Raw genomic sequence first — 25,311 nt, forward strand, 5'->3', positions numbered from 1 at the left:
GTTAGCGTGTCAGGCCGCCCGGCCGACCGACTCAGGATGATCCGGATGGACTACTGCACCACGTGCCGACGGCACCTCAACGGCGCCCTGGTATGTCCCGGTTGCGGCGCATACGCACCGGACATAGCCCCGAACGCCACCGCCGACTCCGCGGCACCCTACGCACCGGGCCTCGCCGCGGACGCCCTGGCCGCGCCGTATCCGGTGTCCACGCCGGGCTCCGGACGGCCGTACCCGGCACGCCCCGGTGAGGCGTCCGCCACCGGTGCCGACGAGACACCAGCCGCTGCTCCCGACGAGACACCGGTCACCGCCCGCAGTGCGGAGTCCGCCGCCGGTTCCACTGCCGGTCCGGCCGCCGCCCCGGCCGCCTCCGATGCCCCGGACGGCCCGGAGAACGCCGAGCCGGTGCCCGGCGCACCCCCGGCCGTGGTGCGGGGCCCGGGCCGGGCGGCGCGGCGGCGGCAGCGGGAACGCTGGAAGAAGACGCAGCGCCGGGCCCTGGTCGCCACGGCCGTGGCGCTCGTCGGCGGCGGGCTGACCATCGCCTCCCTGGACCGGCACACCGCCGCCCGCGTCCAGGCCGCCCCGACGGCGCCCGAGACGCCGCACACGGACAGCGTGAGCAGTCGGCTGCCCGACCGCACCGACCCGGCGACCGCACCCGCCGACGACACGAAGGCCACCCCCTCCGCACGGCAGAGCACGCCCGCGAGCACCCGGACGCACAGCGGCCGGCCCACGACGCAGCAGGGCACCGCCACCACACAGCTCGACCACACGCAGGACACGCACCCCGCACCGGAGGCCTCCGCCCGCACGAGCGCACCGCACACCAGCGGCCGGACCGCACCGTCCCACGCGGGGCCCACCGAGCAGCCGACCGCCCCGGGCACCGCGTCCGCGCCCTCCACCGGCTCCACGGACGAGGGGTCCGGATCCGGCAGCGGCACGGAGCAGCCCTCTCCGGGTTCCACTGCACCCGCCGAGACCGGCAGCACCCCCGCGCCCGACGACTCCACGGCACCGCCCGCCTCGTCGTCCGGTTCCTCCTCGTCCGCCTCCTCGCACTCGTCCCAGGGACTGTGCCTGCTGGGGCTGATCTGCGTCCGCTGATCTGTGTCCGGTGACCTGCGCCCGCTGACCTGGGCCCGTTGACCTGGGCCCGCTGATCCGCGTCCGCTGATCAGCGCCGTCGCGCCGCGCGGTCAGGGCCTCACGGCGGCGGCCCAGGACCTCGGCGACAGATCGGGACCGGTGAGCACCGTGTGGGCGGGCGCCCCGGACAGCGACGGCGCGGGCTGCGCGGTGCCGGACGGGCACAGGGCATCGAGGAGATGGACGTTGAGGGCCGTGTCGATCGGGCTCGGCTCGAGGCCGGTGCCGTCCTCGGTGAGCCGCTGGTACTTCATCAGGTTCCAGCCGGCCGCCACCTGCCGGCGGCCGTCCGGGCTGGACAGCGCGATGGTGCCGGCGCCCCACACCGCACCGTCGTGGCCCCAGAAGCGGCCGCAGCCGGGGATGTCGAGGGCGACGATGCCCAGGCCGTAGGTCAGGCCGTCCACGTCGACCGTGCGCTGCATCTCCTTCAGGGCGTCCGGTCCGATGAGCTGCCCGGTCAGCAGGGCGCGGTAGAAGCGGTTCAGGTCGTCGGTGGTGGAGACCAGCGCGCCCGCCGTGGACGCCCAGGACATGTCGTACACGCTGTAGTCGCGGGGCGGGGCGATCAGGCCGTAGTAGTTCTCGTACATCCGCGCGTGCGGTCCCTGGATGAAGGGGGTGCGCGGGTAGGAGGTGTCGCGCAGCCCGGCGCGTTCGATGACGTGCCGGGTGATCCAGGTCTGCGGGTCCTGACCGGTGACCTTGGCCAGCAGCAGGCCGACGATGACGTAGTTGGTGTTGGAGTAGTGGCCGGGCACTGCTCCGGGTTCGCCCGTGGCGGGGGCCTCGAGGCCCAGGCGGACCAGTTCCTCGGGGCGGATGGAGCGGAAGCGCTCCTGGTCGATGCTGGCCGTGGACCCCTGGAGGAGTGACGGGAAGGCGCCGGGCACGTAGTCGCCGATGCCGCTGGTGTGGTTCAGCAGCATCCGGACGGTGATCCTCTTGCCGCGCTCGCCGGGTATCAGGTCCGGCAGATAGTCGGAGACGGGGGCGTCGAGCCGGATACGCCCGCGTTCGGCCAGCTGGAGCACGGCGACCGCGGCGAACGTCTTGCTGATGCTGCCCACCCGGTGCCGCATCTGCGGGGTGACCGGACGCCCGGTGTCTGTGTCGGCGATCCCCGCCGCGCCGCTCCAGCTGTGTGCCCCGTCACGCACGGAGGAGTAGATGCCGTACATCCCCGCCTCGTGCACGGTGCGCAGGGAGCGGGCGAGCGCGGCCCGGTCCAGTCCGGTGCCGTCGGAGGCGGCGGACGCCGCCGGTGCGGCGGGCGTGCCCGCGGCCGAGGCCACGGGTACGGCAGCGGTCAACAGCAGCGTGGTGGCGGCGACGGTCCCGGCGATCCGGAGCTTGCGCACGCGATTCCCCCTCCTGGCGTCCGAGCTGATCGCCGCCATCCTGCACGATCGGCATCGGCGGCACATCGTCCGAGAGAAGCAACTGCCGGCCGCAGAAAAGCACTTGAGACCGATGTTGCCGTGATCTTTTCTGTGCTGCGGCTGAGAACTGCGTCGCCCGCTGAACTCTGCGACGCAGTAGGGCTTCTCACATGGCTGACCATCAACTCCGGCAGGGCATGACGCGTCTGTCGAACGCCAGTGATGAGCGAACACCCCCCAGGTCCGCACGCATGCCCGAGGATGGCCGCATGGCGGAAGCCCACGACACCGAGATCGCGCTGAGCCCGCAGGACCTCCGTGAGGTGACGGCGTTCGCCGCGGCGTGTGCGGACGGGGTGCTCGCTCTGTTCGAGGCGGACCGGCCGGACGACGCGCGGCCACGCGAAGCACTCGCTGCCGCCTGGGAGTTCGCGCGGGGCGGGAAGCGGGGGAAAGCCTTGCGCGACACGGCGTGGGCGGCTTCGCAGGCTGCCGGGAGTGCGGGCACCGAGGCCGCGCGCGAGGCGGCTCGGGCGGCGATGTCGGCGGCCGGTGCCGCGTATCTGCATCCGCTGGCCAAGGCCACCCAGGTCAAGCACATCCTCGGTTCCGGTGCCCACGCGGCGCGCGCGGCCGAACTCGCGGCGGGCGGCGACCCGGACGTCGGTGCCGAGCACATCGACCGGGCGGTGCGCCGTGCGACACCGGCCGTGGTCGACGTGCTCCGGCGCTATCCGGCGGCACCGCCCGGCGGTGGGCGAACGGGCGAGCTGCTGCGCATGCTCGACGCCGGCCTGCGCGCGCTTCCCCTCGCCGCCGACGTCCGGAGCCCTGACCCGGCCCGTCCGGCACCCCCGGGCACCCCACCGGCGTAGGCACCGGCTGCCCGGCCCTCGGGCACGGGACCGGACCCCGGAGACACGACCGGAACCCGGGCACGGGACCGGACCCCGGAGACACGACCGGACCCCGGGCACGGGACCGGACCCCGGAGACACGACCGGACCCCGGACACGAGGCCGGTCCCGCTCGGTGGCTCAGTCCTCCCCGCCCTCGAAGCTGGCGAAGTACGCCGCGGCCATGTCCTCGTCGGCGTGGCCCGCGGCGGCGGCGCGGGCGAAGCGTTCGGCGCCGGCGGCGGCCACGTCGAGGCGGACACCGTGCAGTTCGCCTGCCCGCACGATGAGCCGGGCGTCCTTCTCGGCGGTGGTGACGGTGAAACTCGGGGGCGTGAGGCGCCCGTTGAGCAGCGCGTCGGCCTTCGCGTGCAGGTAGCCCATGTCCAGGGGGCCGCCGGCGATGAGGTCGAGGAAGTTCTGCGGGTCCGCACCGAGGCCCTTGGCCAGGGCCAGGGCCTCGCCGGTGGCGGTGGTGACCGCGATGACCCAGCTGTTGGCGACCAGCTTCAACCGGGTCGCGGCGCCGGTCGAGCCGTCCTCGCCGGTCCACAGGGTGCGGGTGCCGACGGCGTCGAACACCGGGGTCACCGTGGCGCGGCCCGCGGCGGGCCCGGCGGCCAGCACGGTGAGCTGTCCGGCCTCGGCGGGCTGCCGGGTGCCGAGCACCGGGGCATCGTAGAAGAGCAGGCCGTGGGTGCGGGCCAGGTCCGCCAGCCCGGGGACCGACTCCAGGCCGACCGTGGTCGACTGCACCCAGGCGGCGCCCTCGCGGGCCGCGCCGGCCGCCTCGCGCATCACCCGCAGCACCGTATCGCCGTCGAACAGCATGGTGAGCACCACATCGGCGTCCCGGACCGCCTCGGCCGGGCTGTCGGCGATCTGCACGCCGTCGGCGGTCAGCGCCTCGGCCTTGTCCCGGGAGCGGTTCCAGGCCCGGACGGTGTGCCCGGCCCGGGCGAGGTTGCGGGCCATGGCGCCGCCCATGATGCCGGTGCCCAGGACGCCCACGGTGCGGGTGGTGGTGTCGGTCATGTGGCTCTTCTCCTGCGGTCGTGCGGATCACCTGACCGCGAGTATCCGCCACCCGCCCCGCCCGGCTCGGCAGCGGCCACCGGTCCGTGTGCCTCGGGACGGCACAGCCGGTACAGGGGTCACGCGAGCCAGACCGTGGTGTCCGGTTCCAGGGTGCGTCCGGTCAGCGGGGCACTGCTGAGCAGCACCTCCCCGGGCGGCAGGGCGACGGGCCGGCCGGAGAGGTTGGCGACGCACCGCCAGCCCGGGGACCGGGTGAAGGCGAGCACGCCCTCCGGGGTGTCCTCCGCCCAGGTCAGCTCCTCGCCGGCGAGGAGCTTGCGCCGCAGCCGCAGGGCCGAGCGGTACAGCTCCAGCGTCGAGCCCTCCACTCCGTCCTGCGCCTGCACGGAGTACGCGGCGAAGCGGGCCGGCTGCGGCAGCCAGGCACCGCCCGGCCCGAAGCCGTACGACGGCCCGGTCGTCGTCCACGGCAGCGGCACCCGGCAGCCGTCGCGGCCTTTGCGGGCGTGTCCGGTCTGCTCCCAGACGGGGTCCTGCAACACCTCGGCGGGCAGGTCGGCGACCTCGGGCAGGCCGAGCTCCTCGCCCTGGTAGAGGTAGGCCGAGCCGGGCAGTGCCAGCATCAGCAGGGTCGCGGCGCGGGCCCGGCGCAGCCCGGCCCGCTCGTCCACGGCCGGGGTGCGGCCCCCGGACAGCAGCCAGGCGTCCGGGTCGGTGTCCGGCGGCAGCATCAGCCGGGAGGCGTGCCGGACGACGTCGTGGTTGGACAGCACCCAGGTGGCCGAGGCTCCGGCGGCCTGCGCCACCTGCAGGGAGTCGGTGATGACCCGCCGCAGCCGCTCGGCGTCCCACGGGGCTTCCAGGTACTCGAAGTTGAAGGCCTGGCCCAGTTCGTCGGGGCGGGCGTACAGGGCGCGGCGGGGGCCGGGCACCCATGCCTCGGCGACGGCGGTGCGCGGCGGGGAGTACGCGTCGAAGATCTTGCGCCAGTCGCGGTAGATCTCGTGGACGTCGTCGCGGTCCCAGTGGGGGTGGCTGCCGGGCGGGAGGTGGGCGAGGGCGGCCTCGCCGGTGGCGCCGAGGTCGCCGATGTCCCGGAGCGGCTCGTCGAGGTCCTTGACCAGGCCGTGGGCGACGTCGATGCGGAAGCCGTCGACGCCGCGGTCGGCCCAGAAGCGCAGCGTGGTGCGGAAGTCGGCGCGGACCTCCTCGTTGCGCCAGTCGAAGTCCGGCTGTTCGGGCGCGAACAGGTGCAGGTACCACTGTCCGTCGGGCACCCGCTGCCAGGCGCTGCCGCCGAAGACGGACTGCCAGTCGGTGGGCGGCTGATCGCCTCTCGGGCCGCGTCCGTCGCGGAAGACGTACCGGGCGCGGGCCGCCGAGCCCGGTCCGGCGCGCAGTGCCTCCTGGAACCAAGGGTGCTGGTGGGAGCTGTGGTTGGGGACGATGTCGACGATCACCTTCAGGCCGAGCCGGTGGGCCTCGGCGACCATCGCGTCGAAGTCGTCGAGGGTGCCCAGGCGCGGGTCGACGTCCCGGTGGTCGATGACGTCGTAACCGCCGTCGGCGAGTTCGCTGGGGTAGAACGGGCTGAGCCAGACCGCGTCCGCACCGAGCGCGGCGACGTGGGTCAGCCGTTCGGTGATGCCTCGGATGTCGCCGAGTCCGTCCCCGTCGGCGTCGGCGAAGCTGCGCGGATAGATCTGGTAGACGACGGACTGCCGCCACCAGTCGGGGTTCTTGGCGGACAGGTCCGGGTGGTCGGCGGCGGGGCGGGAGCGGTGCGCGGGGGTGCGGTCGGTCACGCGGTCTCCTCGTGGTGCGCGGTGCGGCGACACAGGGAACTGTGTCCCGGTCCCGTGGACGACGAACACCGCCGACAGGGGGCGAAAGGGGTGTTCGGGGCTTGCGTCCTCCCGGCGCCGGGCGCGTGCGGCGCCTGGCGCACACCGGCCGAGGCCGGCCGCCTGGCGCACGCCCGCCGAGGCCGGCCGCCTGGCGCACGCCCGCCCAGGCCGGCCGCCTGCGGCGCCCCGCGCACGTCAGCCGGCGTCCGCCGCGCAGTGCTCCAGCAGACGGCGTATGTCCTCGTCCACCACCCGGTAGCGCGCCACGCGCCCCTCTTGGTGCCGTTCCACGACCCCGGCGGCCCGCAGCAGCCGCAGCGCCTGGGAGACGGCGGGGTCGTTCATGCCGGTGGTGATGGCCAGGTCGGAGACGGCCGGCGGTCCGGTGCGGTGCAGGGCGAGCGGCAGCGCGAGCCGGTTGGCGTCGGCGAGCAGAGAGAACCGGCCGGCCCAGGTGCGGACGCGGTCCGCGTCGCCGATGGCGGCGACCGCCTCGCACACCCGGTGACCGTCGATGCCGCGACGGTTCGCCCGGTCGAGCGGTACGAGATGCACGGCGCCCATCCGGTCAGGACCGCTGCTCCCCTACCGCGTGTGATCTTGGATACCTGCGTGGTGGTGCGGCTGTGCAGGCGCACTCCGGTGCCCCTATGGTAAGCGGGCCGTGGTGTGCGGGAAGCCGGTGCGAGACCGGCGCGGCCCTCGCCACTGTGATCGGGAAGTTCCCGGCCCTCGTCCCTCGCGGGACAGCCACTGGCCGCTCAGGCGGCCGGGAAGGCGGGCCGGGCACGCGGCACCCGGAAGCCAGGAGACCGGCCACGGCAGCTCACGGAAGATCCACGAGGTGCTGGAGCGTGATGACCGGATGACCCTGCCCGACCCTGCCCGTACGACGCCCGACACCCGGGCCGGCACGAGCCCCGGCGCCTTGTGCTGGCGGCGGGAGGACACCCTGAGGACGGCGGGGCTGATGGGGGTGATCGCCGCCCTGCACGTCGTCGCCTTCGGTGTGCTGTTCCTGCTCGTCGTCCCGCAGCACCACCAGGTCGGCACCAAGGCCTTCGGCATCGGCCTCGGGATCACCGCCTACACCCTCGGCGTGCGGCACGCGTTCGACGCCGACCACATCGCCGCCATCGACAACACCACCCGCAAGCTGATGGCCGACGGCAGGCGCCCGGTGTCGGCGGGTTTCTGGTTCGCGCTGGGGCACTCCAGCGTGGTGGTGCTCATGGCCGCGCTGGTCGCGGGCGGCACCCGGCTGGCGGGCACCCTGATGAACGACGAGTCGCGCACCCACCAGGCGCTCGGCGTGGTGGGCACCACCGTCTCGGGGACGTTCCTGTATCTCATCGCCGCACTCAACCTGGTGGCGCTGGTGGGCATCGTGAGGGTGTTCCGGGCGATGCGCGCCGGCACCTGGGACGAGCGGGCCCTGGAGGCGCACCTGGACTCGCGCGGCCTGATGAACCGGGTCCTCGGCCGGCTGACGAAGTCCGTCTCCCGCCCCGGCCAGATGTATCCGCTGGGTTTCCTGTTCGGCCTGGGCTTCGACACCGCCACCGAGGTCACCCTGATGGTGATGGCGGGCTCGGGCGCGGCGTCCGGCCTGCCCTGGTACGCGATCCTGTGCCTGCCGCTGCTGTTCGCGGCCGGGATGAGCCTGTTCGACACGCTCGACGGGATGTTCATGAACGTCGCCTACCAGTGGGCGTTCTCCCACCCCGTCCGCAAGGTGTACTACAACCTGACCATCACCGGTCTGTCGATCGCGGTCGCGTTCCTCATCGGCACCATCGAGCTGGTCGGGGTGCTGCACGACAAGCTCGCCCTCGGCGACCGCGTCACCGGCTGGATCGCCGGCCTCGACCTCGACCACGTCGGCTATGTCGTCGTCGGCCTGTTCGTGGCGGTGTGGGCGGTGGCGCTGACGTACTGGAAGGTGGCCAAGGTGGAGCAGCGCTGGGCGGCCCGTCCGGCGGACACCCGCTGAACCGGCCGCCACGGTCACCCGCCCGGCCCGCACCCGGGCGGGTTCCGCCCGGCCGCCGACCCGGCGGGCGGGTGATGCGGCGGCGGGACACCGGCGCGCTCACGGCACCGCGGCGCCCGGGCTGCGGATGCTCGAAGGGACAGCTCGACCGTCCCTGCTGCTGGGAGGCACCCGCCCATGCACCGTCCCGCCGCCCGTGCCCTGTCCGTCGCCGCGCTGTGCGCGGTCCTCCTGGCGTCCGTGACCGCGTGCTCGTCCGGCGCGCAGGGTCGCACCGCCGACGCGTCCGCCTCTGTCGCCCGGGCCACGCCGGCCGTCCCCGCCTCGCCGGCGCCGAAGGCGCTCACCGCGGTGCAGGCGGAGGCGGCCCTGCTCACCGAGGACGACATGGGGGAGCCGTGGCAGCCGACGCGGGGCGCCGCGACCTGGCACGACGGGGTGCTCAAGGCCAAGGCCGACACCCCGGCCTGCCAACGGCTGCTGGACGCCCTCTACGCGGACGAGCCCCTCGGCAGCCCCCAGGGCACGCAGGCGGTCGCCGCCTTCGACGACGTGGACGGGGCGGCGCAGCTGCGCCACCGGGTGCTCTCCCCGCGTCCTGCGGACGTGGACCGCTCCCTGACCTGGATGCGCAGCATGGCGGACGACTGCGCCCGCTTCACCGCGACGACGACCCGGCACGGGGAGCAGAGCGTGCAGGTCCGCGAGGTGGCGCTGCCGGAGGTCGGGGACGCCCGGCAGGGCCTGCGGATCGTGTTCACCGGTCCGGACGCCTACGACGACCCGCCCACGCTGACCCTGGACGTGGCCGCGGTCCGCGTCGGCACCGACGCGTTCACCCTCAGCACCGGCGCCGAGGGCACGCTCGTGCCGCGCATCGTCACGCGGGCCGTCGAGCAGGCGGCGGCCCGGCTGGAGAACGTGCACGACGGCTCCCACGCACGGGCGTGAGAACCGTCGCCGGACCGAGGACTCAGGCGACCATGCGGTCCACGGCGTCCTTGGCCTCCTTCAGGCCCGCGCCGGTCACCTCCCGGTAGACCTTGATCGCCTCGATCTGCCGTCCGGTCCGGGCCAGTTCGTGCACCTGCTGCAGTCGCGGATCGTCGTCCTGCAGCCCCAAGTGGGCCATGATCTGGTCCAGTTTGTGCTCCAAGCGCGCCACGCGTCTCTCCGAGCGGGAGAACTGCATGCCGATGGAGGCGAACTGGACGACGAGTACGGTGACGATCAGCGCCACGGCGGTGGTGTCCATGACACCGAGCGTAGTGTCCGACGTCACTGCGAAGGCTCAACGGAAGCTCAGAACTGCGTTGACGCCCACGGAGGTTGGGCCGGCGCAGGACCCAGGGTGGTGGTGCCCGGCGCGGTGCGGTGGCCCAGTCCGGTGCGGTAGGCGTCCAGGGCCGCCTCCACCCGACCGGTGCGGCGCAGCAGATCGCCCAGCAGACGGCACAGGTCCGCCAGGTCGCCGGCGGCGCCGGCCCGCTCCAGCAGGCTCAGCGCGCGGACGTAGTGCTCCTCCGCCGCCTCCGTGTCGTCGGCGTCCTCGGCGATGATGCCGAGCAGCCGGTGCGCCGCGGCGGCGTGCACCGCGCCGCGCTCGGAGGACAGCTCGCCGAGGACCTGGTGCAGCAGCTCGGCAGCCTGCCCGGACTTGCCGCGCCGGTGCAGCACATCGGCCAGCTCGACCACGACCTGGCTGGAGTACAACGACGCCCGCCGCTCCCGCAACATGGCCTGCGCAGCCCGCAACTCCTCCTCCGCACGCCCCAGTTCTCCCCTCTGCGCACAAACATAACCCCGCATCCAGTGGCAGTTGGCGAGTTCGGTGCGCAGCTGCAACTGGCGGTACAGCTCGGCGGCCTTGGCGAGCGAGGCGTCCGCCTCCGCGAGACGGCCCTCGGCGAGCAGCGTGCGGGCGGCGGACCGGTGCATCCGCGCCACCAGCGCCGGATCACCGGCCTGCGGGGCGAGCGCGAGCGCGAACTCGGCGGCCTGCGCGGCCCGGGCATGGGCACCGAGGTCCATGTAGGGGCCGATCACGCTGGCGTACAGCAGGAGCAACGCGTCCGGGTCGTGCATCCCGTTGCGGTTCAGTTCGTCGAGCGTGGACTCCAGCAGATAGACCGCGTACCGGATCTCGCCGGCGAGGTAGTGGGAGACGGCGCGGCCCCGCAGCGCGGGGACCCGTGCGGGCAGCGGCGCCTCGGCCAGAACGTGCTCGCACCGCTCGAAGTACTCGCGGCCACGGGTGAGTTCACCGACGTCGAGTGCGCACTCGCCGAGTCCGAGCAGGGCGGCGGCCTGCACATCGGTGAGATCGAACCGTTCCGCCTCCGCCAGCAGCCGCTCGTACTGCGCGGCGGCCTCGTCGGCGTTGCCGCACGCCTGGGTGCGCTGCGCCTCGGTCAGTCGCAGCCGCAGATCCGTGGCCAGATGGGCGGGGCGCCCGGTGGCGAGTTCCTCGAAACCGACGCCCAGACGGGCCGCGAGATGCTGCAGCGCCTCGTCGGAGGGGCGCACCCGGCCGGCCTCCAGGGTGGACACATAGGCGGGGGTATAGGCGGGTTCGGCCAACTGCCGTTGGGTCAACCCCCGTTCACGCCGCAGCCGCTGCACCCGGCGCCCGATGGTCTCCGGGTCGTCCCGCTTCACCATGCGGCTCATCATGCCAGCCGGTGGGGGCCCAGCGAAGGTGTGCGGGGGAACCTGTCGTCTTCTGTGCAACGTTGTCCACAGCGGCCGTCAACTCGCCCTCCTCATCTTTCCGTTGAGGCTGAAAAGCCCTAGGTTGGGAGAGGCGTTAAACCCGCTTAATCCGTCACTGTCACTCTTCATGTCGCTGCGAGGTCGGTTGCCGTGCTCGGACGTTCTGCCACCGAACTGCGTCCAGGTCGCCTCCGTACGCGTCACATCAGAGGGCTCACCGCGGCCGTGATCGCCGCGACCGCCCTGGTGGTGGCGGCCAACGCCGGTCCCTCCGGTACCAACGCCCCGGGCACCGTGCAACAGGTCGCCGCCGAGGACCGCTGACCGCCGAGCGTCCACCTCCGGTCCACCTCGCGAGGCGGTGCGTTCAGTTGGGGAGCACTTCGCGCAGCGCCTGGTACAGGCGACGCGCGAGTGCCCTGTCGCTCGGCGGATCCGCGGAGAACAGAGGCTCCAGTTCGGCCGCGAACGTCTGGGTGAAGGCTCCGTAGAGCGGCGTACGGGGACGCTGGACCGCCGTGCGCAGCGCGGGCAGCAGGATGCTGCGGGCGTAGGCCGGCCGTCCCGCGGAGTCACGAGGCATCCGGTCCGTGCTCTCCCGGGACGGGGACGCCGACGCACCGCCGCCGACGGCGGTGCAGGTGACGTCGTCGTCGGTGTACGCCGAGATACGGGTCGCCGCGAACCCCGCGTCCAGCAGGCAGCGTTCGCTCGACGGACCGGTGAGGAACGCGACCAGTTCGGCGGCCTTGCGCTGCCGGGACGAGGTCTTCGTCACGGCCAGGTTCTGACCGCCGAGGACCGCGCGGCCGGGAAGCGGCGCCACCCCCAACTGGTCGGTGGTGAAACGCTGGTGGAGGGTGCGGTAGACGTAGGGCCAGTGCCGCACGAACGCGGTGCGCCCGGCCGCGAAGTCGCCGAGCGAACCGTCCTCGCGGGAGGTGAAGGCACTGGTCAGCGTGTACGGCGTGTCTGCACGGCGACGCAACTCCGCTATGCCGTCCTCGAGTTGTCGTTCCTCGGCGGTGAAGTGCCCGGAGTCGTCGACCAGCCGGAAGCCGTCGGTGGCGGACGCGAACGCCTCGACGGCGTTGACGGTCCGGCCCTCGTACGCGTCCAGCTGTGTCGTCCACGTCTTGTCGAACCCCTGGGGCGGGTGGGCCTCCAGGGTGTCGCCGAGGCTGCGCAGCTGCTGCCAGGTCAGCCCGTGTGCGAGGTCGGTCTGCTGCACACCCGCCTCGCGCAGATGGTCGCGGCGGTAGAAGAGCAGTCCCACGTCGCTGTTGAACGGCACCGCGTACACCGTGCCGTGCCAGCGGGCGGTGACGGCGACCGAGGGGATGACGTCCCGGTCCACCAGCGTGCTCCGCAGCGGACTGATGAGGCCGGCCTCGGCGAACTCCGGCACCCAGGTCACGTCCAGGTTCACCACGTCGTAGCGGGCGCTGCCCGACTGCAGCGCGCCCAGCAGCTGACTGCGCTGCTCGTCCGCGGACCCGGGCAGCTCCACCAGGCGGGCGTGGAACCCGGTGTTCTTCCGCTGCTGCTCCCGGTTCCAGGCGTCGATGAGCTGCTGGCGGACACCGCCCTTGCCGGTGACGTCCCGGCCGCTGGCCACCACGATCTCCCCGGGCACATCGCCCAGCGCGGTCTGCGCGGTGCGCGGGGTGCCGCCGGTGCAGGCGGTGGCCGCCAGCACAGCGGCGGCGGACAGCAGCACACCGGCGACGCGCCGCGGCCGCGCGAGCCGGGTGGGCCGGGCGCACCTGGCGTGCGGCCGGGGCCTCGCCGGGCGCCGGTCGGGTGCCGGGCGCTTGCGCACACTCCTCGTGGTCCGTCGGATGCTCATCGCTCCTCCCCCGTCCCCACGCGCGCCACCTCGTCGCTCAGTTCGGTGCCGAGGTCGTCGTCGGCGTCGAGGCAGCGGCCGTGGCTGACGTCGGCGATCCGTGCGTCCGGGCGGCCCTGGTCGCAGGCGCCGGCCGTCAGCGACACCATGTCGACGGTGACGTTCGTGGACCGGACCCGGTCCAGCACCTCGGTGAGGCGGTCCCCGGACAGGCGGCCCACGTCCTCGTCGTCGGTGATGAAGACGACCAGCTGCGGCCGCGCGTCGTCCGCGCCCCGCCGGGCCATGGTGTCGACGGCCTCCAGCAGCGCCGCGTGCGGGTCCGCCTCGGCGTCCCGGGTCCGCGCCCTGGCGTCGATCGTGCGCTCCGCTGCGGCCCGCTCGTGGTGGCCGAACGGCAGCAGCACCTCGTGGTGCCGGCCGCCGGCCCGCTCGTACACCGCCCACACCTCGTACTGGTCGTCGGGGCCCAGGCCGCCCAGCGACTGCTTCAGGATGCCGGGGCCGCCGCCCGGGCCGGGCCACTGGTGGAACATCGAGCTGGAACTGTCCAGCAGATACAGGACCCGCCCGGGACCGTCCGCGCTGCGGTAGCGGGCCAGCGCGTCGTCCATCGCGGTGCCCGGCACGGTACCCGGCAGCGCGCCCGGGGAGCGCAGCACCGCCGCACCGGCCCGGTCGGGATCCAGCAGCGGATGACCCGCCGTCGTGGCCGAGCGGAAACCGGCCGCCTCGAACGCCGCCAGGCCGTCCTTGCCGGTGAGCCAGGCACGGAACCGTCGGACGGCGTCGTCACGCGCCGGCCGGTCCCGGTCGCCGCCCTCCCAGCGGACCCGGACGAAGGTGGGCGTCAGCGGGGGCACGTCGTCGGGGTACTCCGCGGTGCGCGGCACCGGGACGTCCGGGGCGCAGTCGACGCCGCTCGACAGCAGGAACTCCGGGACCAGTGCGGCGGTGCGGCGGTCCGCCCGGCTGTCGGCGGCCAGCGCGCACAGCAGGTCGCGGGAGGTCCGCGCGGGCGCGCCGACGGGCCGTACGCTCTGCTCGGCCGTACGCGGGTCGGTGCCGTCGCCGTACAGGCCGACCGTGGCCAGCAGGGCGGCGTCGGTCCCCTCCGGGTCGGCGCGCAGCACCCCGGTGTCCGGGGCCCGTTTCCTCATGTCCGCCACCAGCCGGGACAGCGGCTGCCCGGCCCGCTCGTCCGGTGACCGCCCGGCGAGCTGCTGCGGCACGGCCAGGACCACCGGCGCGTACACGAACGGGCCGGCATCCGGCTGGAGCGTGGCTCGCGTCGGCCCGGACCGGTCGGCGGTGACCCGTTCCACGTCGGACGCGGAGGCCGGGATCCACACGTCCGGCTGGGGTCCGACGTCGCGCTGCGGATTGACGTCGTCCTCGACCGGCTCCTGCCACGGGTCGGTCTGCCGGTGCAGCGCGTTGACCACGTTGCCGGCACCGGCCGAGTAGACGGTGATGCCGGTACGGCGGCAGCCGTCACCGGTGAGGTTGGCGTCCGAGGCGAGGTAGGCGTTCGCGGCGGCGCTGACCACGGGCTCCAGGTCGGGGTCGGTGAGCAGCCGCAGCTCCAGCGGCGGCGAGCACAGGCCGTGGTCGTCCGTGGACAGCGCCCCGAAACCGAGGAGGCAGCCCGCGACCAGACCGCCGACGAGGACGAGACAGGCACCGACGACGACGAACCGGGGCAGGTTCCTCACCCGGCGGGCGAACCTGCGCAGACGCGCCCGGAGGACGGCACGCGAGGACCGGCGCACCGGCTCGGTCCGCCCGGGACCGACGGGCTCCTCCTGGTCCGGCGTCCCGCCCTCGCGCCGCCCTCCCGCCCCGGTCACCGGCGGCGCGTCGGAGACTTCGGGGGAAGGACTCGACTCCTCGGACGACGAGGGCGAAGGCACAGGGAAGGGAACCGTCGCCGGGTCCGGCGCGGGCCGCGCACCGAGCAGCACGTCGACACCGGGCGCGGCGGCGAGGTCCGGCAGCCACAGGTCGCCCTGGGTGGTCGTGCGGTGCGCGGTCACCATGCGTTCCCGCAGCAGCTCGTACAGCCGTAGGGCGGAGATCTCCCCGGGCGCCCGCAGCAGCTCGGCCACGTCCTGGGTGAACGGGGTCGCCCGGCTGCCGTCGCCCGAGTCGATGAGGCGGTTGGCCTGCACGGCCATCAGCACCAGGGTCCGCCGGTGGTCGGAGAAGTTCTGCCACACCCGGGCGGCGTTGCCCGCGAAGCAGCAGTCCAGGATCACCACGATCCGCTGGGCCCGGCTCCTGGCGAGCACCGCGAGCACCTGGGAGAAGAAGGCCGCACCCGGGAAGACCGCCTCCGCCCCCGCGACGATCCGCGCGTTGCGCATCTGCAGGAACAGCTCGTGGCCCGCGCTCGGCACGGCACCGTGCCCGGCGAAGTAGCACAGCAGCAGCCCGTCGGCCTCCTGAGCGGCACCGCGCAGTTTCTCGGTGAAGTCGTCCAGGGTCGGCGAGGCGCACGGCTCGATGTCCCGGTCGGCGAAGACACCGCCACCGCGCAACGCGTCCCGCATCGCACGCAGGCTGTGCCGGACGGCGGGCAGGTTGCCGGACACACCGTCCGTCTCCTCCGGCCGCCGGAAGTCGTACTCGGACACCCCCACCAGCAGCGCCCGGTTTCTTCGGCCGCGCGGATCGAAGCGGTCCACCGGATCATTCCCCGTCGGAACGCACCAGGTCGACCTCCTCTTCGGGCGGTGTGCCCCGCTCCACCCGGCGGCGGTTGTCCTTCCAGGCCTTCACGGCCCGTCTGACCTGCGTCAGCAGGAGCGCCAGGACGATCTCGGTCCCTTCGTCGACCGCCTTCTCCAGCAGGAGGTCGGTGAAGTACCCCATCTGGCCCGGAGGGCCCTCGGAGCCGGGGCGCTCGACGATCCTCAGCCGCCCCTGGCGGATCAGGTCCTCCAGCGGCTTCTCACGTTCCAGCCACGCCTTCAGCGCGGTCACATCGTCCTTGGTCGCGTTCGCGTCCAGCCGGATACGTATGGCACGGCCGTCCACGCCATCCCCCTCAGCCATGACACCCCATGGTGGCACCGCCGCATCGCGCTGGGGAGGGTCCGTACGACGCGGTTCGGCAACAGTCGGGCGCGGTGCGGCAACAGTCGGGCGCGGTGCGGCAACAGTCAGGTCTGGGTCTGCAACTGCCGCAACTGACGGCGCACATGGTCCAGCGCGCCCTGCCGGCGTCCGGGCACCCGGGCCCTCAACTCCGCGAGTATGGTGCCGAGTTCCTGCGCCTCGCCCGGGTCGGTGACCCGGCCCCACTGGTGGTGTGCCCGGTCGACCGCGGCCTCCACCTGCGCGGAGTCGGCGCTCTGCCCCATGGCCAGGCGGGTGGCCGCGACCGACAGCCAGGCACGGCAGCTGCGGGCGGCGTCGCCCGCCATCATCGCCAGATCGGCGCGGACCTCGCTCCAGTGCAGCGCCTCCTCGGACGCCGCCCCGTGTTCCCGTACCGCGGCCTGCTCCCAGCGGGCGGCGAACGCGTCGGCGTCACCGTGCCGCCCCGCGGCCACCCAGGAGGCGATCGCGGCGTGCGGGTCGTCGGCCGGCGGGCGGCTGCTGGCCAGCACGATGCCCGGCCCCTGCCAGGCCCCGTCCGCCCGGTGCTCCGCGGCGAGCCGGGCGAGCGCCTGCTCGTGCAACTGGTCCAGCGGCGGCCGGTGCCCGCTGCGCAGGATCGTCGCGACCGCCTTCATGTAGCCCGGGGCCGCCACCGTGCGCCGGGTGGGCGGCGGCGCGATCCTGCCGTACACGGCGACCGTGCGGCCCGCGTCCAGCGGCCGCCTGCCCAGCTCCTGCCAGCTCTCCTGGTCCGCGTACAGGTCGGCGACGACCGTGGTCGTGCCGTCCGGGCGCAGCCGCATCTCGTCGCGCAGCCAGTGCCAGGGCAGGGCGGTGTAGCGGACGGTGGCCGGCGTGGTGCGGGCCAGGCACAGGTGCAGCTGGTGCTGGCGGCGGTCGAGGGTGAGCTGGCCGGTGACGTACACGGTCAGCGGGCCCGGGGACGCGGCGGCGGCGCGCAGCCGGGTCAGAACGGCCTGCGGATCCAGCGGATCGGCGAGTTCCACCACGCTCGCACTGCCCGTCCCGGCCAGCACGGAGGGCTCCACCGCGGCCAGCACCGGAAGCACGGACGCGGCGTCCACCAGGCGTGCCTTGCCCACGGGCGAGGCCGCGAGCAGCAGCACGGTTCCAGGCATGGTCCCCCCGTCGGTGATCCGTGGGTCGGTCACGTACGTCAGCACGGTAACCGCTGTCACGGCGCGGGCGGGGGCCGGACCGGGGAGAAACCTGTGCCGCGTGGGGCCCGAGTCGCCCGACTTGCCACGGATGCGTGCCCGGTGTGCCCTGGAATGCGGAGGGGGGACGAGAGAGAGGAGTGCCTCATGGCTCGGGTGGCACCCACGTCGGGCCGCCGCGCTCTCACCTCCGGCCACGACGAGCGTTACCCCGACATCTTCAGCCCGCAGGCGCACAGGATGGGCCGATGGCTGGGCTCCTTCGGCATCGGGCTGGTCTACGGCTACTGGGCCGCGGCCAACCGCCGCTCGGGCGGCCCCATCACGGCCACGAACCTGGCGTTCGGCCTCGTCTCCGCCGTCGTGTTCGCGCTGCTGCTGGCGGGCATGTTCCGCCTGTCCCCGCGACTGCCGCGCGAACTGCGCGCCTTCGTGTGGTTCCTCTTCTCCGGCGCGGCCTTCGGCTTTCTGTACAACCAGACCGGCGTGACGGTCCTGATGACCATCGGCCTGTCCCTGCTGTTCGGGGTGGCCATCGGCGTGATGGTCTTCTACTGGGTGTACACGCACGAGGGCTACGGCAGGGGCGGCGGCCGGGGTCCGGGCTCGAGTCAGGGTGCAGGTCCGGGTGCAGGTCCGGGTTCAGGTCCGGGGGCGACGGGGAGCGGTGCGCTGTAGGGCTGGACGAGCCGATACCGCATGGTGCGCTCGTGTCCGCCCGGTGTCGTCCCCCGGGACCGGGTCACCCGAATGCCACGTCCCCGCTCGCGGAGCGTTCGACGGCCAGCTTCGCTGGAGGTGTGTCCCGACGCCTGCGCAGCGGCCTGTCGGCCGTACTGATCGCTCTCTCGTGCCTGCTCGTGCCCCTGGGTGCGCTGTCGGCCTGGGTGGCGTACGGGCTCGCCGACACCGGCCGCTACGTCACCACCGTGACGCCGCTGGCCGGCGACCCGGACGTGCGCGAGGCCATCGCCGACACCGTCGGCGACGCCATCGTGGCCCAGATCCGGCCGGGCACGGACGCCCGGCTGCTGTCCGGGATGGTGGTGCCGTTCGTGCACGACGCGGTGCGGTCCTTCACCCAGACCGCGGCCTTCCGCACCGTGTGGACCGAGGGCAACCGGGCCGCCCACGACGCCGTGCTGCGCGCCCTGCGCCAGGACGACGGTGCCCGCGACCAGCCGGTCACCGTCGATCTCGCCCCGGTCGCGGCCCACGTCAAGGCCCGCCTCACCGAGGACAACATGCCGCTGGCCGACCGCATCCCCGTCACGCACACCGAGGTCGCCCTGGTGCCCGCCGAGGATCTGGGCCGGCTGCGGACGGGGTACCACGTGCTCCAGCTCGCCGGGTTCTGGCTGCCCGTCGGAGCCGTCGTCTTCGCCGCCTCCGGCATCGCACTGGCCGTGCACCGCCGCCGCGCCGTGACCGCCACCGCGCTGGGCACCGCCCTGGGCGGCGCGCTCCTCGCCCTCACGGTCACGGTGGGACGCCGCCTGACACTCGCCGGGCTGCCGGACGACGTCTCCCCTCCGGCCGCGGGCGCCGTCTACGACGCCCTGACCGCCACCCTGCGCACCACCGCCTGGGTGCTGATCGCCCTGGGCCTGACCGCGGCCGCCCTGACCTGGCTCGTCCGCCGCCGCGCCGGGCGCCCGCACCCACCCGGCCCGCATCCACCGAGCCCCCGGCGCCGCCCGCGCCTGCCACTGCGGCGACGCCGGCGAGGCTCCGCGGCGCAGTCTCCGGCCCAGCCCCAGCAGCCGACGCGGGTGAAGGCCTGACCGCGCGCTCGCAGGATCGGCAGCGCGCGGGACGGCCGACATCGACACCATGGGCGGCGGCACGGCGAACGACAAGGCAGCGGCGCTGCGAACGGCGGCACGGCGGACGGCAGGGCAGCGGCGCTGCGAACGGCGGCACGGCGAACGACAAGGCAGCGGCGCTGCGAACGGCGGCACGGCGGACGGCAGGGCAGCCGCACCGCGAGCGGCGGCACGGCGGCGGCCGCAGACGCTGTACCGAGCGCAAACACCCTGTTGCGCACCGCAGTTGGGCGCGCCTAGGGTCGCTGCCATGGCGCCCTTGCTCGCATACGAGGACGAAGGCGGCGAAAGCCGGTCGCCGTCCGTGCTGCCGCTGGTCCTGGTCCATGGCCACCCCTTCGACCGCACGATGTGGGCCCCGCAGCTCGCCGCCTTCTCCCCGGAGCGCCGGGTCGTCGCTCCCGACCTGCGCGGCTACGGCGCATCCCCGGTGGTCCCCGGCATCACCCCGCCGGCCCGGTTCGCCCAGGACATCGAGGAGCTGCTGGACGAGCTGAAGGTGGACACCTTCGTCCTGGCCGGGCTGTCGATGGGCGGACAGATCGCGATGGAGTGCTGCCGGCAGTTCCCGCAGCGCATCCGCGGCCTGGTCCTGGCGGACACCTTCGCCGCCCCGGAGACGGACGAGGGCAAGCGGGCCCGCAACGCCATGGCGGACCGTCTGCTGCGCGAGGGCATGCGCGGCTACGCCGACGAGGTGCTGGACCGGATGGTCCTGTCCGACGCCGGCCCCCGGGTCAGGGAACACGTCCACCGGATGATGACCGCCACCGCACCCGAGGGCGCCGCGGCGGCCCTGCGCGGACGGGCCGAACGCCCCGACTACCGACAACTGCTGACCCGTGTCACCGTGCCCGCCCTCGTCGTCGTGGGCGCCGAGGACACCTACACCCCCGTCACGGACGCCGAGGAGATGCACCGGGCCCTGCCCGACTCCACGCTCCATGTCGTCGAGGGTGCGGCCCACATGCCCAACCTGGAGCGCCCGGACGAGTTCAACCGCGTTCTCGGCATGTTCCTGCGGCGGCTCGACCGGGCCTCGTAGGCCACTCCGCCGTGGCCGCGCCCCGGGACAGGCTGAACGGTGAACCGGACGACGGCGCCGCACGGCGACCGCGCCGCCGCAGGCGCGGCGCGGTCGGGTGCGCCGGGCTGCTGTTCGCCGTGGTGAGCGTGGTCGTCGGCTGCCGGATCACCGGCACCGACGGCATCACCCCCGTCCCGCAGCTGCTCGCCTTCCTGCCGTGGCTGCTCGCGCCCACCGGCCTCGGCCTGGCCCTGACCCTGCGCGGCCGCTGGTTGCCCGGGGGCGTGTGGGGCGTGGTGCTCCTCGGCCTGCTGGCCTGGTCCATCGAGCCGTACGGCACGGTCCGCACGCCCACCGGCACCGCGGTCGCGGGGCTGCGGGTGTTGACCGCGAACGTCCAGTTCGGCCGGGCCACCGACGCCCTGGTGACGGTCGTCCGCGCCGAGCATCCGTCCGTCGTCTTCGTGGCGGAGTGCGAGGAACACTGCCGGGCGACCCTGCTGGAGGAGATCGGCGCGGGCTACCCGTACCGCCAGGCCGTGGCCGCATCCGGTTCGCGGGGCTCCCTCATCCTCAGCACGTTTGCGCTGCGCGGCACACGGGGCGTCCCCGGCACCATGGGCATGCCCGGCGCGATCGCCGACGTGCGCGGGAACCCGGTGCGTCTCCAGCTGGCCCACCCCGTGCCTCCGCTGCCCGGCCGGGTCGCCCTCTGGCGCCGCGAGCTGGACCGGCTGCGCGCCTTCGCCGCGGTCGACCCGCACACCCCCACGATCCTCGCCGGCGACTTCAACGCCTCCCAGGACCACGCCGCCTTCCGCCGCATCCTCGACACCGGCCTGCAGGACGCGGCCCACCTCACCGCCGACCGCACCCCGACCTGGCCCGCCCGCACCACCCCCACCCTGGGCGTCCAGATCGATCACATCCTGGTCTCCGCGGACCGCTTCGCCGCGACTCGCGTACGCTTCCCCCACCTGTCCGGCACCGACCACCGTGCCGTGCTGGCCAACCTCACGCTCTACGCGCCCCGGACGGCCTCCGGGCGCCCTTGACACGGCCCGTGCAGCGCCTCTCGCCCCTGCCCTGGATCGCCGCGAAAGGCCGCTAACCTTACGTGTCCGTCCTGGCCAGAGATCGACGGGAACAACTCAGCAAGGGGTGCGCACATGGGCATTCTCACTCGCCTGCGGAACGTGTTCGGCCGGCGCAAGGGGCGTACGGCCGCGGCAGAGGGTGCGGAACAGACGCAAACCCAGGAGACGCCCCCGCCCACCGATTCCGCTGAGCAGCCGGAAGCCCAGGCCCCGTCCTCCGCCGCCGACACCTCCACCACCACGGACACCGCGTCCGCGGACACGCCCCATGTTCCCGACCCGCGCACCTCGCCGACCGTGGAGCGCGAGGAGCACGAACTGGTCACCGCCGCCTTCGGCAAGGTCAAGGTCCCCAGGCCGTCCCGCCCCGTGGACGCGCCGCGGCAGGAGGAGCCGTCAGCGCCGGAGCCGTCCGCCGGGAAGGAACCGGCCGACGTGTCGTCCGCCGACGCCCCGGCCGCCGAAGAGACGGCGCCCAAGCCCACCACTGACGGAACGGCCGAGAAGTCGGAGCCGGAGCAGTCGGTGTCCGAGACCTCGGAGCCCAAGGCCGCGGAACCCGAGGAGCCGGTGTCCGCCAAGTCCGTGGCAGAAGAGCCGGTGACCGGCACGCCTGCCGCCGACGAGACGAAGGCCCAGGCGGAGGAGCCGACCACCGACAAGACGAACGCGAAGGTCGAAGAGCCGACCACCGACAAGACAAACGCGAAGACCGAAGAACCGACCACCGCCGAGACGAACGCGAAGGCCGAAGAACCGACCACCGACCAGGCACCGGCCGACAAGCCCGCCACCTCTGACACCCCGGCCGCCGACGCCCCGGTCGTGGACGCCGCTGCCGCCGACGCCCCGGTCGTGGACGCCGCTGCCGCCGACGCCCCGGTCGTGGACGCCGCTGCCGCCGACGCCACCCCCGCGGACACGCCGGCGGCCACCCCTGCCGTCGACGACACGGCCACCGAGGGACCGGCGACCGCCACGGCCGCTGCCGACGACCCCACGGCGTCGGACACGAAGCCCGCCGACACCCCGGCCTCCGACGACGACACCGTCGCCGCCGCACCTGCCACCGAAGCATCCGCCGTGGAGGAACCGGCCACCGCGACCCCCACCACCGACAAGCCGGCCACCGAGGCCCCCACCACCGAGCCGGCACCGGCAGCAGCGTCGGCACCGACTCCCGCCCCCGAGACCACTGCCGAAACGGCTGAACCGACTGAAACGGCTGGAACGGCTGGAACGACTGAAACAACCGAATCGGCCGAAACAGCCGAAACGACCCCCGCCCCCGAAGCCCCCCGCAAGCCCGCCGTGTCCCTCACCCGGGTCAAGCGCCGCGCGCCGGGGCTGGCCACCGCCTACAAGGCGGCCACCGCCACGCTCAAGAAGCAGGGTCTGACCGGGACACGGGCGAAGGTGTACCTCGTCCTCGACCGCAGCGCGAGCATGCGCCCGTACTACAAGGACGGCTCCGCGCAGGCCCTCGCCGACCAGGCGCTCGCGCTCGCCGCGCACCTCGACCCCGAGGCCACGGTGCATGTCACGTTCTTCTCCACGGCGGTCGACGGCACCACCACGCTCACTCTCACCGACCACGAGAAGAAGATCGACAAGGTGCACCCGACCCTCGGGCGCATGGGCCGCACCAGCTACCACACGGCCGTGGCGGACGTGATCGCCGAGCACCAGAAGTCCGAGGACCCCTCGGCCCCCGCCCTGGTGATCTTCCAGACGGACGGTGCGCCGGACTCGAAGACCCCGGCCACCCGGTCCCTCGCCGATGCGGCGAAGAACCACCCTTCCCTGTTCTTCGCCTTCGTCGCCTTCGGTGAGCCGGACAACAAGGCCTTCGACTACCTGCGGCGCCTGAAGACGGGCAACACGTCCTTCTTCCACGCCGGTCCCGCCCCGCGCGAGCTGACCGACAAGCAGCTGTACGAGGGCGTCCTGGCCGCCTGGCGCCCGTGACGGACGCGTGACCGGCCGGCCCCCACCGGTGACCGGGCCGTACCCACACCACTCGTGTCCGGTCCGCACCCGTCCGTGACCGGGCCCGTGAGCGCACCGATTCCGCCCGTGACCAGGGCCTCCGGTGGGCAGTCCGCAGCAGGGGGTGGACGCCGTACACGGCCGTCCACCCCCCGAAACTCATGTGAGTCGATCTTCACGGGACCAGTAGGATTTCGCCCATGGCGGCCACTGGATCCGAGAAGCAGGCGGGGAAGGCGTTCTACGTCTCCACCCCCATCTACTACGTCAACGACGCTCCTCACCTGGGCCACGCCTACACGACCGTCGCAGGGGACGTGCTCACGCGCTGGCACCGTCAGCGCGGCGAGAAGGTGTGGTACCTCACCGGCACGGACGAGCACGGTCAGAAGATCATGCGCACGGCCGACGCGAACGGGGTGACGCCCCAGCAGTGGGCGGACAAACTCGTCACGGAGGCCTGGCAGCCCCTCTGGGAACACCTCCAGATCGCGAACGACGACTTCATCCGCACCACGCAGAAGCGGCACACCGACCGCGTCCAGGAGTTCGTGCAGGACCTGTACGACAAGGGCGAGATCTACAAGGGCGGCTACGAGGGCCCGTACTGCGTGGGCTGCGAGGAGTACAAGCTCCCCGGCGAGCTGCTCGACGGCGAGGGCGAGTACGAGGGTCAGAAGCTCTGCCCGATCCACAAGAAGCCGGTCGAGATCCTCAGCGAGGAGAACTACTTCTTCAAGCTGAGCGCCTACGGCGAGAAGCTGCTCGCCCACTACGAGGCGAACCCGGACTTCATCCAGCCGGAGTCCGCCCGCAACGAGGTGGTCAACTTCGTCCGCCAGGGCCTGCAGGACCTGTCGATCTCCCGCTCGACCTTCGACTGGGGCATCCCGATCCCGTGGGACCCCCAGCACGTGATCTACGTGTGGGTCGACGCGCTGCTGAACTACGCCACGGCGGTCGGCTACAACGAGAACCCGGAGAAGTTCGAGTCCACCTTCCCGGCCGACGTGCACCTGGTCGGCAAGGACATCCTGCGCTTCCACGCGGTGATCTGGCCCGCCATGCTGATGGCGCAGGGCCTGCCGCTGCCGAAGAAGATCGCCGCGAACGGCTGGCTGATGGTCGGCGGCGAGAAGATGTCGAAGTCGAACCTGACCGGCATCAAGCCGCAGGACCTCACCTCGCACTTCGGCGTGGACGCCTACCGCTGGTACTTCCTGCGGGCGATCGCCTTCGGTCAGGACGGCTCCTTCTCCTGGGAGGACTTCTCCGCCCGGTACACCTCCGAACTGGCCAACGACTACGGCAACCTCGCCTCCCGCGTGGCCGCCATGGTCGGCAAGTACTTCGGCGGCAGCCTGCCCGAGGCGACGGCCGACGGTGACGCCGAGAAGGCGATCCACGAGGGCCTGGCCAAGGCGGTCGCCGAGGCCGACCGGAAGATCGGCGAGGAGCTGGACTTCCAGGGCGGCATCCTGGCCGTCTTCGACTTCATCAAGCAGGTCAACGGCTACATCACCGAGCAGGAGCCGTGGAAGGTGGCCAAGGACGACTCGCCGGAGGGCAAGGCCCGCCTGGCGACGATCCTCTACACCGCCGCGGAGTCCCTGCGCGCGGTCGCCGTCCTGCTCAACCCGGTCATGCCGACGACCTCGCAGAAGCTGTGGGACTCCCTGGGCGCCGAGGCGACCCTGGGCGCCCTCGCCGATCAGCGGATCCAGGAGGCCGGCCAGTGGGGCAAGCTCCCCGCCGGTTCGACGATCACCAAGGGCGCGGTCCTCTTCCCGCGCCTGGAGGAGAAGCCGGCCGCGTAAGCGGGCGCCCGCACGCACGACCACAGGCCGGGGCCCGGGAGACACACGTCCGTCTCCCGGGCCCCGGCCTGTCTCCGCATCGTGCTGAGCACAGATCGGCTCCCGGCCGCCTACGCCAGTCCGACAGAGGGCTGTTTCGCGCGGCCGCCCCGGCGGACCGTTGGAGAGTGACCGCGGGCCACCGCCCCGGAAAACCGTTCGAGCGGAACTCGGTTGTCCGTCGCAAGAGTCACCGGAACATGAAAACGCGGTCTCCGGTGCCGTCGGCGCTCTCCCTGAAGCAAGCACTGGGAAAAAAGGACCGCACCAAACCCCACCCCTCCCTCCCGCCGGGCAAACTCACCCCCGCGGGTGAATATGCCCAGTGGGCCGGATATCGGCCCTGTTGTCTGGCTTA

General features: G+C 73.4%; 20 protein-coding genes, 1 pseudogene and 1 riboswitch. Of the genes and pseudogenes, 11 read left to right on the forward strand and 10 right to left on the reverse strand.

Annotated elements, in window-relative coordinates:
* Positions 1–45: 45 nt before the first annotated feature.
* On the forward strand, positions 46–1,116 hold the full coding sequence (locus tag OG899_RS12885; protein WP_189427915.1) for a hypothetical protein: 1,071 nt from the start codon (positions 46–48) through the stop codon (positions 1,114–1,116).
* 92 nt (positions 1,117–1,208) lie between these two features.
* On the opposite strand, the gene OG899_RS12890 is transcribed toward OG899_RS12885, so the two are convergent.
* Complete coding sequence (locus OG899_RS12890) at positions 1,209–2,519, reverse strand: serine hydrolase (RefSeq protein ID WP_229813992.1); 1,311 nt, start codon at positions 2,517–2,519, stop codon at positions 1,209–1,211.
* Positions 2,520–2,809: 290 nt separating this feature from the next.
* Here OG899_RS12890 and OG899_RS12895 point away from each other — a divergent pair, with 290 nt between their 5' ends.
* Positions 2,810–3,415 carry a putative immunity protein gene (locus tag OG899_RS12895; RefSeq protein WP_206345926.1) on the forward strand — a complete coding sequence of 202 codons (606 nt, stop codon included), beginning with the start codon at positions 2,810–2,812 and terminating at the stop codon, positions 3,413–3,415.
* Between the two features lie 162 nt (positions 3,416–3,577).
* Here OG899_RS12895 and OG899_RS12900 read toward each other — a convergent pair.
* The 3 genes and pseudogenes from OG899_RS12900 to OG899_RS12910 all read right to left on the reverse strand — a co-directional run.
* Positions 3,578–4,477, reverse strand: a pseudogene (locus tag OG899_RS12900) (NAD(P)-dependent oxidoreductase); the annotation flags it as partial.
* A gap of 113 nt (positions 4,478–4,590) precedes the next feature.
* Entirely contained in the window at positions 4,591–6,279 is a 1,689-nt protein-coding gene (locus OG899_RS12905) for a glycoside hydrolase family 13 protein (protein WP_125499669.1), read from the reverse strand.
* Between the two features lie 237 nt (positions 6,280–6,516).
* On the reverse strand, positions 6,517–6,876 hold the full coding sequence (locus tag OG899_RS12910; RefSeq protein ID WP_189427916.1) for a metalloregulator ArsR/SmtB family transcription factor: 360 nt from the start codon (positions 6,874–6,876) through the stop codon (positions 6,517–6,519).
* Positions 6,877–6,969: 93 nt separating this feature from the next.
* Positions 6,970–7,157, forward strand: a riboswitch (cobalamin riboswitch).
* A 29-nt stretch (positions 7,158–7,186) separates the two neighbouring features.
* Here OG899_RS12910 and OG899_RS12915 point away from each other — a divergent pair.
* On the forward strand, positions 7,187–8,314 hold the full coding sequence (locus OG899_RS12915; RefSeq protein ID WP_125499686.1) for a HoxN/HupN/NixA family nickel/cobalt transporter: 1,128 nt from the start codon (positions 7,187–7,189) through the stop codon (positions 8,312–8,314).
* Between the two features lie 177 nt (positions 8,315–8,491).
* Positions 8,492–9,265, forward strand: a complete 774-nt coding sequence (locus OG899_RS12920) for a hypothetical protein (RefSeq protein WP_125499672.1) — start codon at positions 8,492–8,494, stop codon at positions 9,263–9,265.
* A gap of 22 nt (positions 9,266–9,287) precedes the next feature.
* Here OG899_RS12920 and OG899_RS12925 read toward each other — a convergent pair whose 3' ends face one another.
* Both OG899_RS12925 and OG899_RS12930 read right to left on the reverse strand, forming a co-directional pair.
* A complete protein-coding gene (locus OG899_RS12925) occupies positions 9,288–9,569 on the reverse strand; it encodes a ribosomal protein L7/L12 (RefSeq protein WP_125499674.1) in 282 nt (93 codons plus the stop codon).
* 47 nt (positions 9,570–9,616) lie between these two features.
* A complete protein-coding gene (locus OG899_RS12930) occupies positions 9,617–10,975 on the reverse strand; it encodes a helix-turn-helix transcriptional regulator (RefSeq protein ID WP_125499676.1) in 1,359 nt (452 codons plus the stop codon).
* A gap of 201 nt (positions 10,976–11,176) precedes the next feature.
* Here OG899_RS12930 and OG899_RS12935 point away from each other — a divergent pair, with 201 nt between their 5' ends.
* Entirely contained in the window at positions 11,177–11,350 is a 174-nt protein-coding gene (locus OG899_RS12935; RefSeq protein ID WP_185867931.1) for a hypothetical protein, read from the forward strand.
* A gap of 43 nt (positions 11,351–11,393) precedes the next feature.
* Here the strand turns inward: OG899_RS12935 and OG899_RS12940 are convergent, their stop codons facing one another.
* From OG899_RS12940 to OG899_RS12955, 4 genes are all read right to left on the reverse strand, one after another.
* Positions 11,394–12,875 carry an extracellular solute-binding protein gene (locus OG899_RS12940; protein WP_189427917.1) on the reverse strand — a complete coding sequence of 494 codons (1,482 nt, stop codon included), beginning with the start codon at positions 12,873–12,875 and terminating at the stop codon, positions 11,394–11,396.
* Entirely contained in the window at positions 12,872–15,562 is a 2,691-nt protein-coding gene (locus OG899_RS12945; protein ID WP_125499679.1) for a VWA domain-containing protein, read from the reverse strand. The genes OG899_RS12940 and OG899_RS12945 overlap by 4 nt, the downstream gene beginning before the upstream one ends.
* Positions 15,563–15,566: 4 nt before the next feature.
* Positions 15,567–15,932, reverse strand: coding sequence for a hypothetical protein (locus tag OG899_RS12950; RefSeq protein WP_206345928.1), 366 nt, complete (start codon positions 15,930–15,932; stop codon positions 15,567–15,569).
* 107 nt (positions 15,933–16,039) lie between these two features.
* Positions 16,040–17,119: a hypothetical protein gene (locus OG899_RS12955; RefSeq protein WP_125499680.1), complete on the reverse strand. Its 1,080-nt coding sequence runs from the start codon at positions 17,117–17,119 to the stop codon at positions 16,040–16,042.
* Positions 17,120–17,305: 186 nt separating this feature from the next.
* Here OG899_RS12955 and OG899_RS12960 point away from each other — a divergent pair, with 186 nt between their 5' ends.
* The 6 genes from OG899_RS12960 to metG all read left to right on the forward strand — a co-directional run bounded on the left by OG899_RS12960 (position 17,306) and on the right by metG (position 24,914).
* Complete coding sequence (locus tag OG899_RS12960) at positions 17,306–17,836, forward strand: hypothetical protein (protein WP_189427918.1); 531 nt, start codon at positions 17,306–17,308, stop codon at positions 17,834–17,836.
* Between the two features lie 122 nt (positions 17,837–17,958).
* Positions 17,959–18,942, forward strand: coding sequence for a hypothetical protein (locus OG899_RS12965; protein WP_125499682.1), 984 nt, complete (start codon positions 17,959–17,961; stop codon positions 18,940–18,942).
* Positions 18,943–19,234: 292 nt separating this feature from the next.
* The gene (locus OG899_RS12970; protein ID WP_168132347.1) at positions 19,235–20,029 is read left to right on the forward strand and encodes an alpha/beta fold hydrolase; all 795 of its coding nucleotides are present in this window, start codon (positions 19,235–19,237) and stop codon (positions 20,027–20,029) included.
* Positions 20,030–20,061: 32 nt separating this feature from the next.
* On the forward strand, positions 20,062–21,066 hold the full coding sequence (locus OG899_RS12975) for an endonuclease/exonuclease/phosphatase family protein (RefSeq protein ID WP_189427957.1): 1,005 nt from the start codon (positions 20,062–20,064) through the stop codon (positions 21,064–21,066).
* A 114-nt stretch (positions 21,067–21,180) separates the two neighbouring features.
* Complete coding sequence (locus OG899_RS12980) at positions 21,181–23,076, forward strand: VWA domain-containing protein (protein ID WP_189427919.1); 1,896 nt, start codon at positions 21,181–21,183, stop codon at positions 23,074–23,076.
* 221 nt (positions 23,077–23,297) lie between these two features.
* Positions 23,298–24,914 (forward strand): methionine--tRNA ligase, encoded by a 1,617-nt coding sequence (gene metG, locus OG899_RS12985; protein WP_189427920.1) that lies wholly within the window; start codon positions 23,298–23,300, stop codon positions 24,912–24,914.
* The last annotated feature ends 397 nt before the right edge of the window (positions 24,915–25,311 follow it).

Origin of the sequence: Streptomyces thermoviolaceus, from assembly GCF_045209695.1 — a bacterium.
In the GTDB taxonomy this organism is placed as follows: Bacteria; Actinomycetota; Actinomycetes; order Streptomycetales; family Streptomycetaceae; genus Streptomyces; species Streptomyces thermoviolaceus.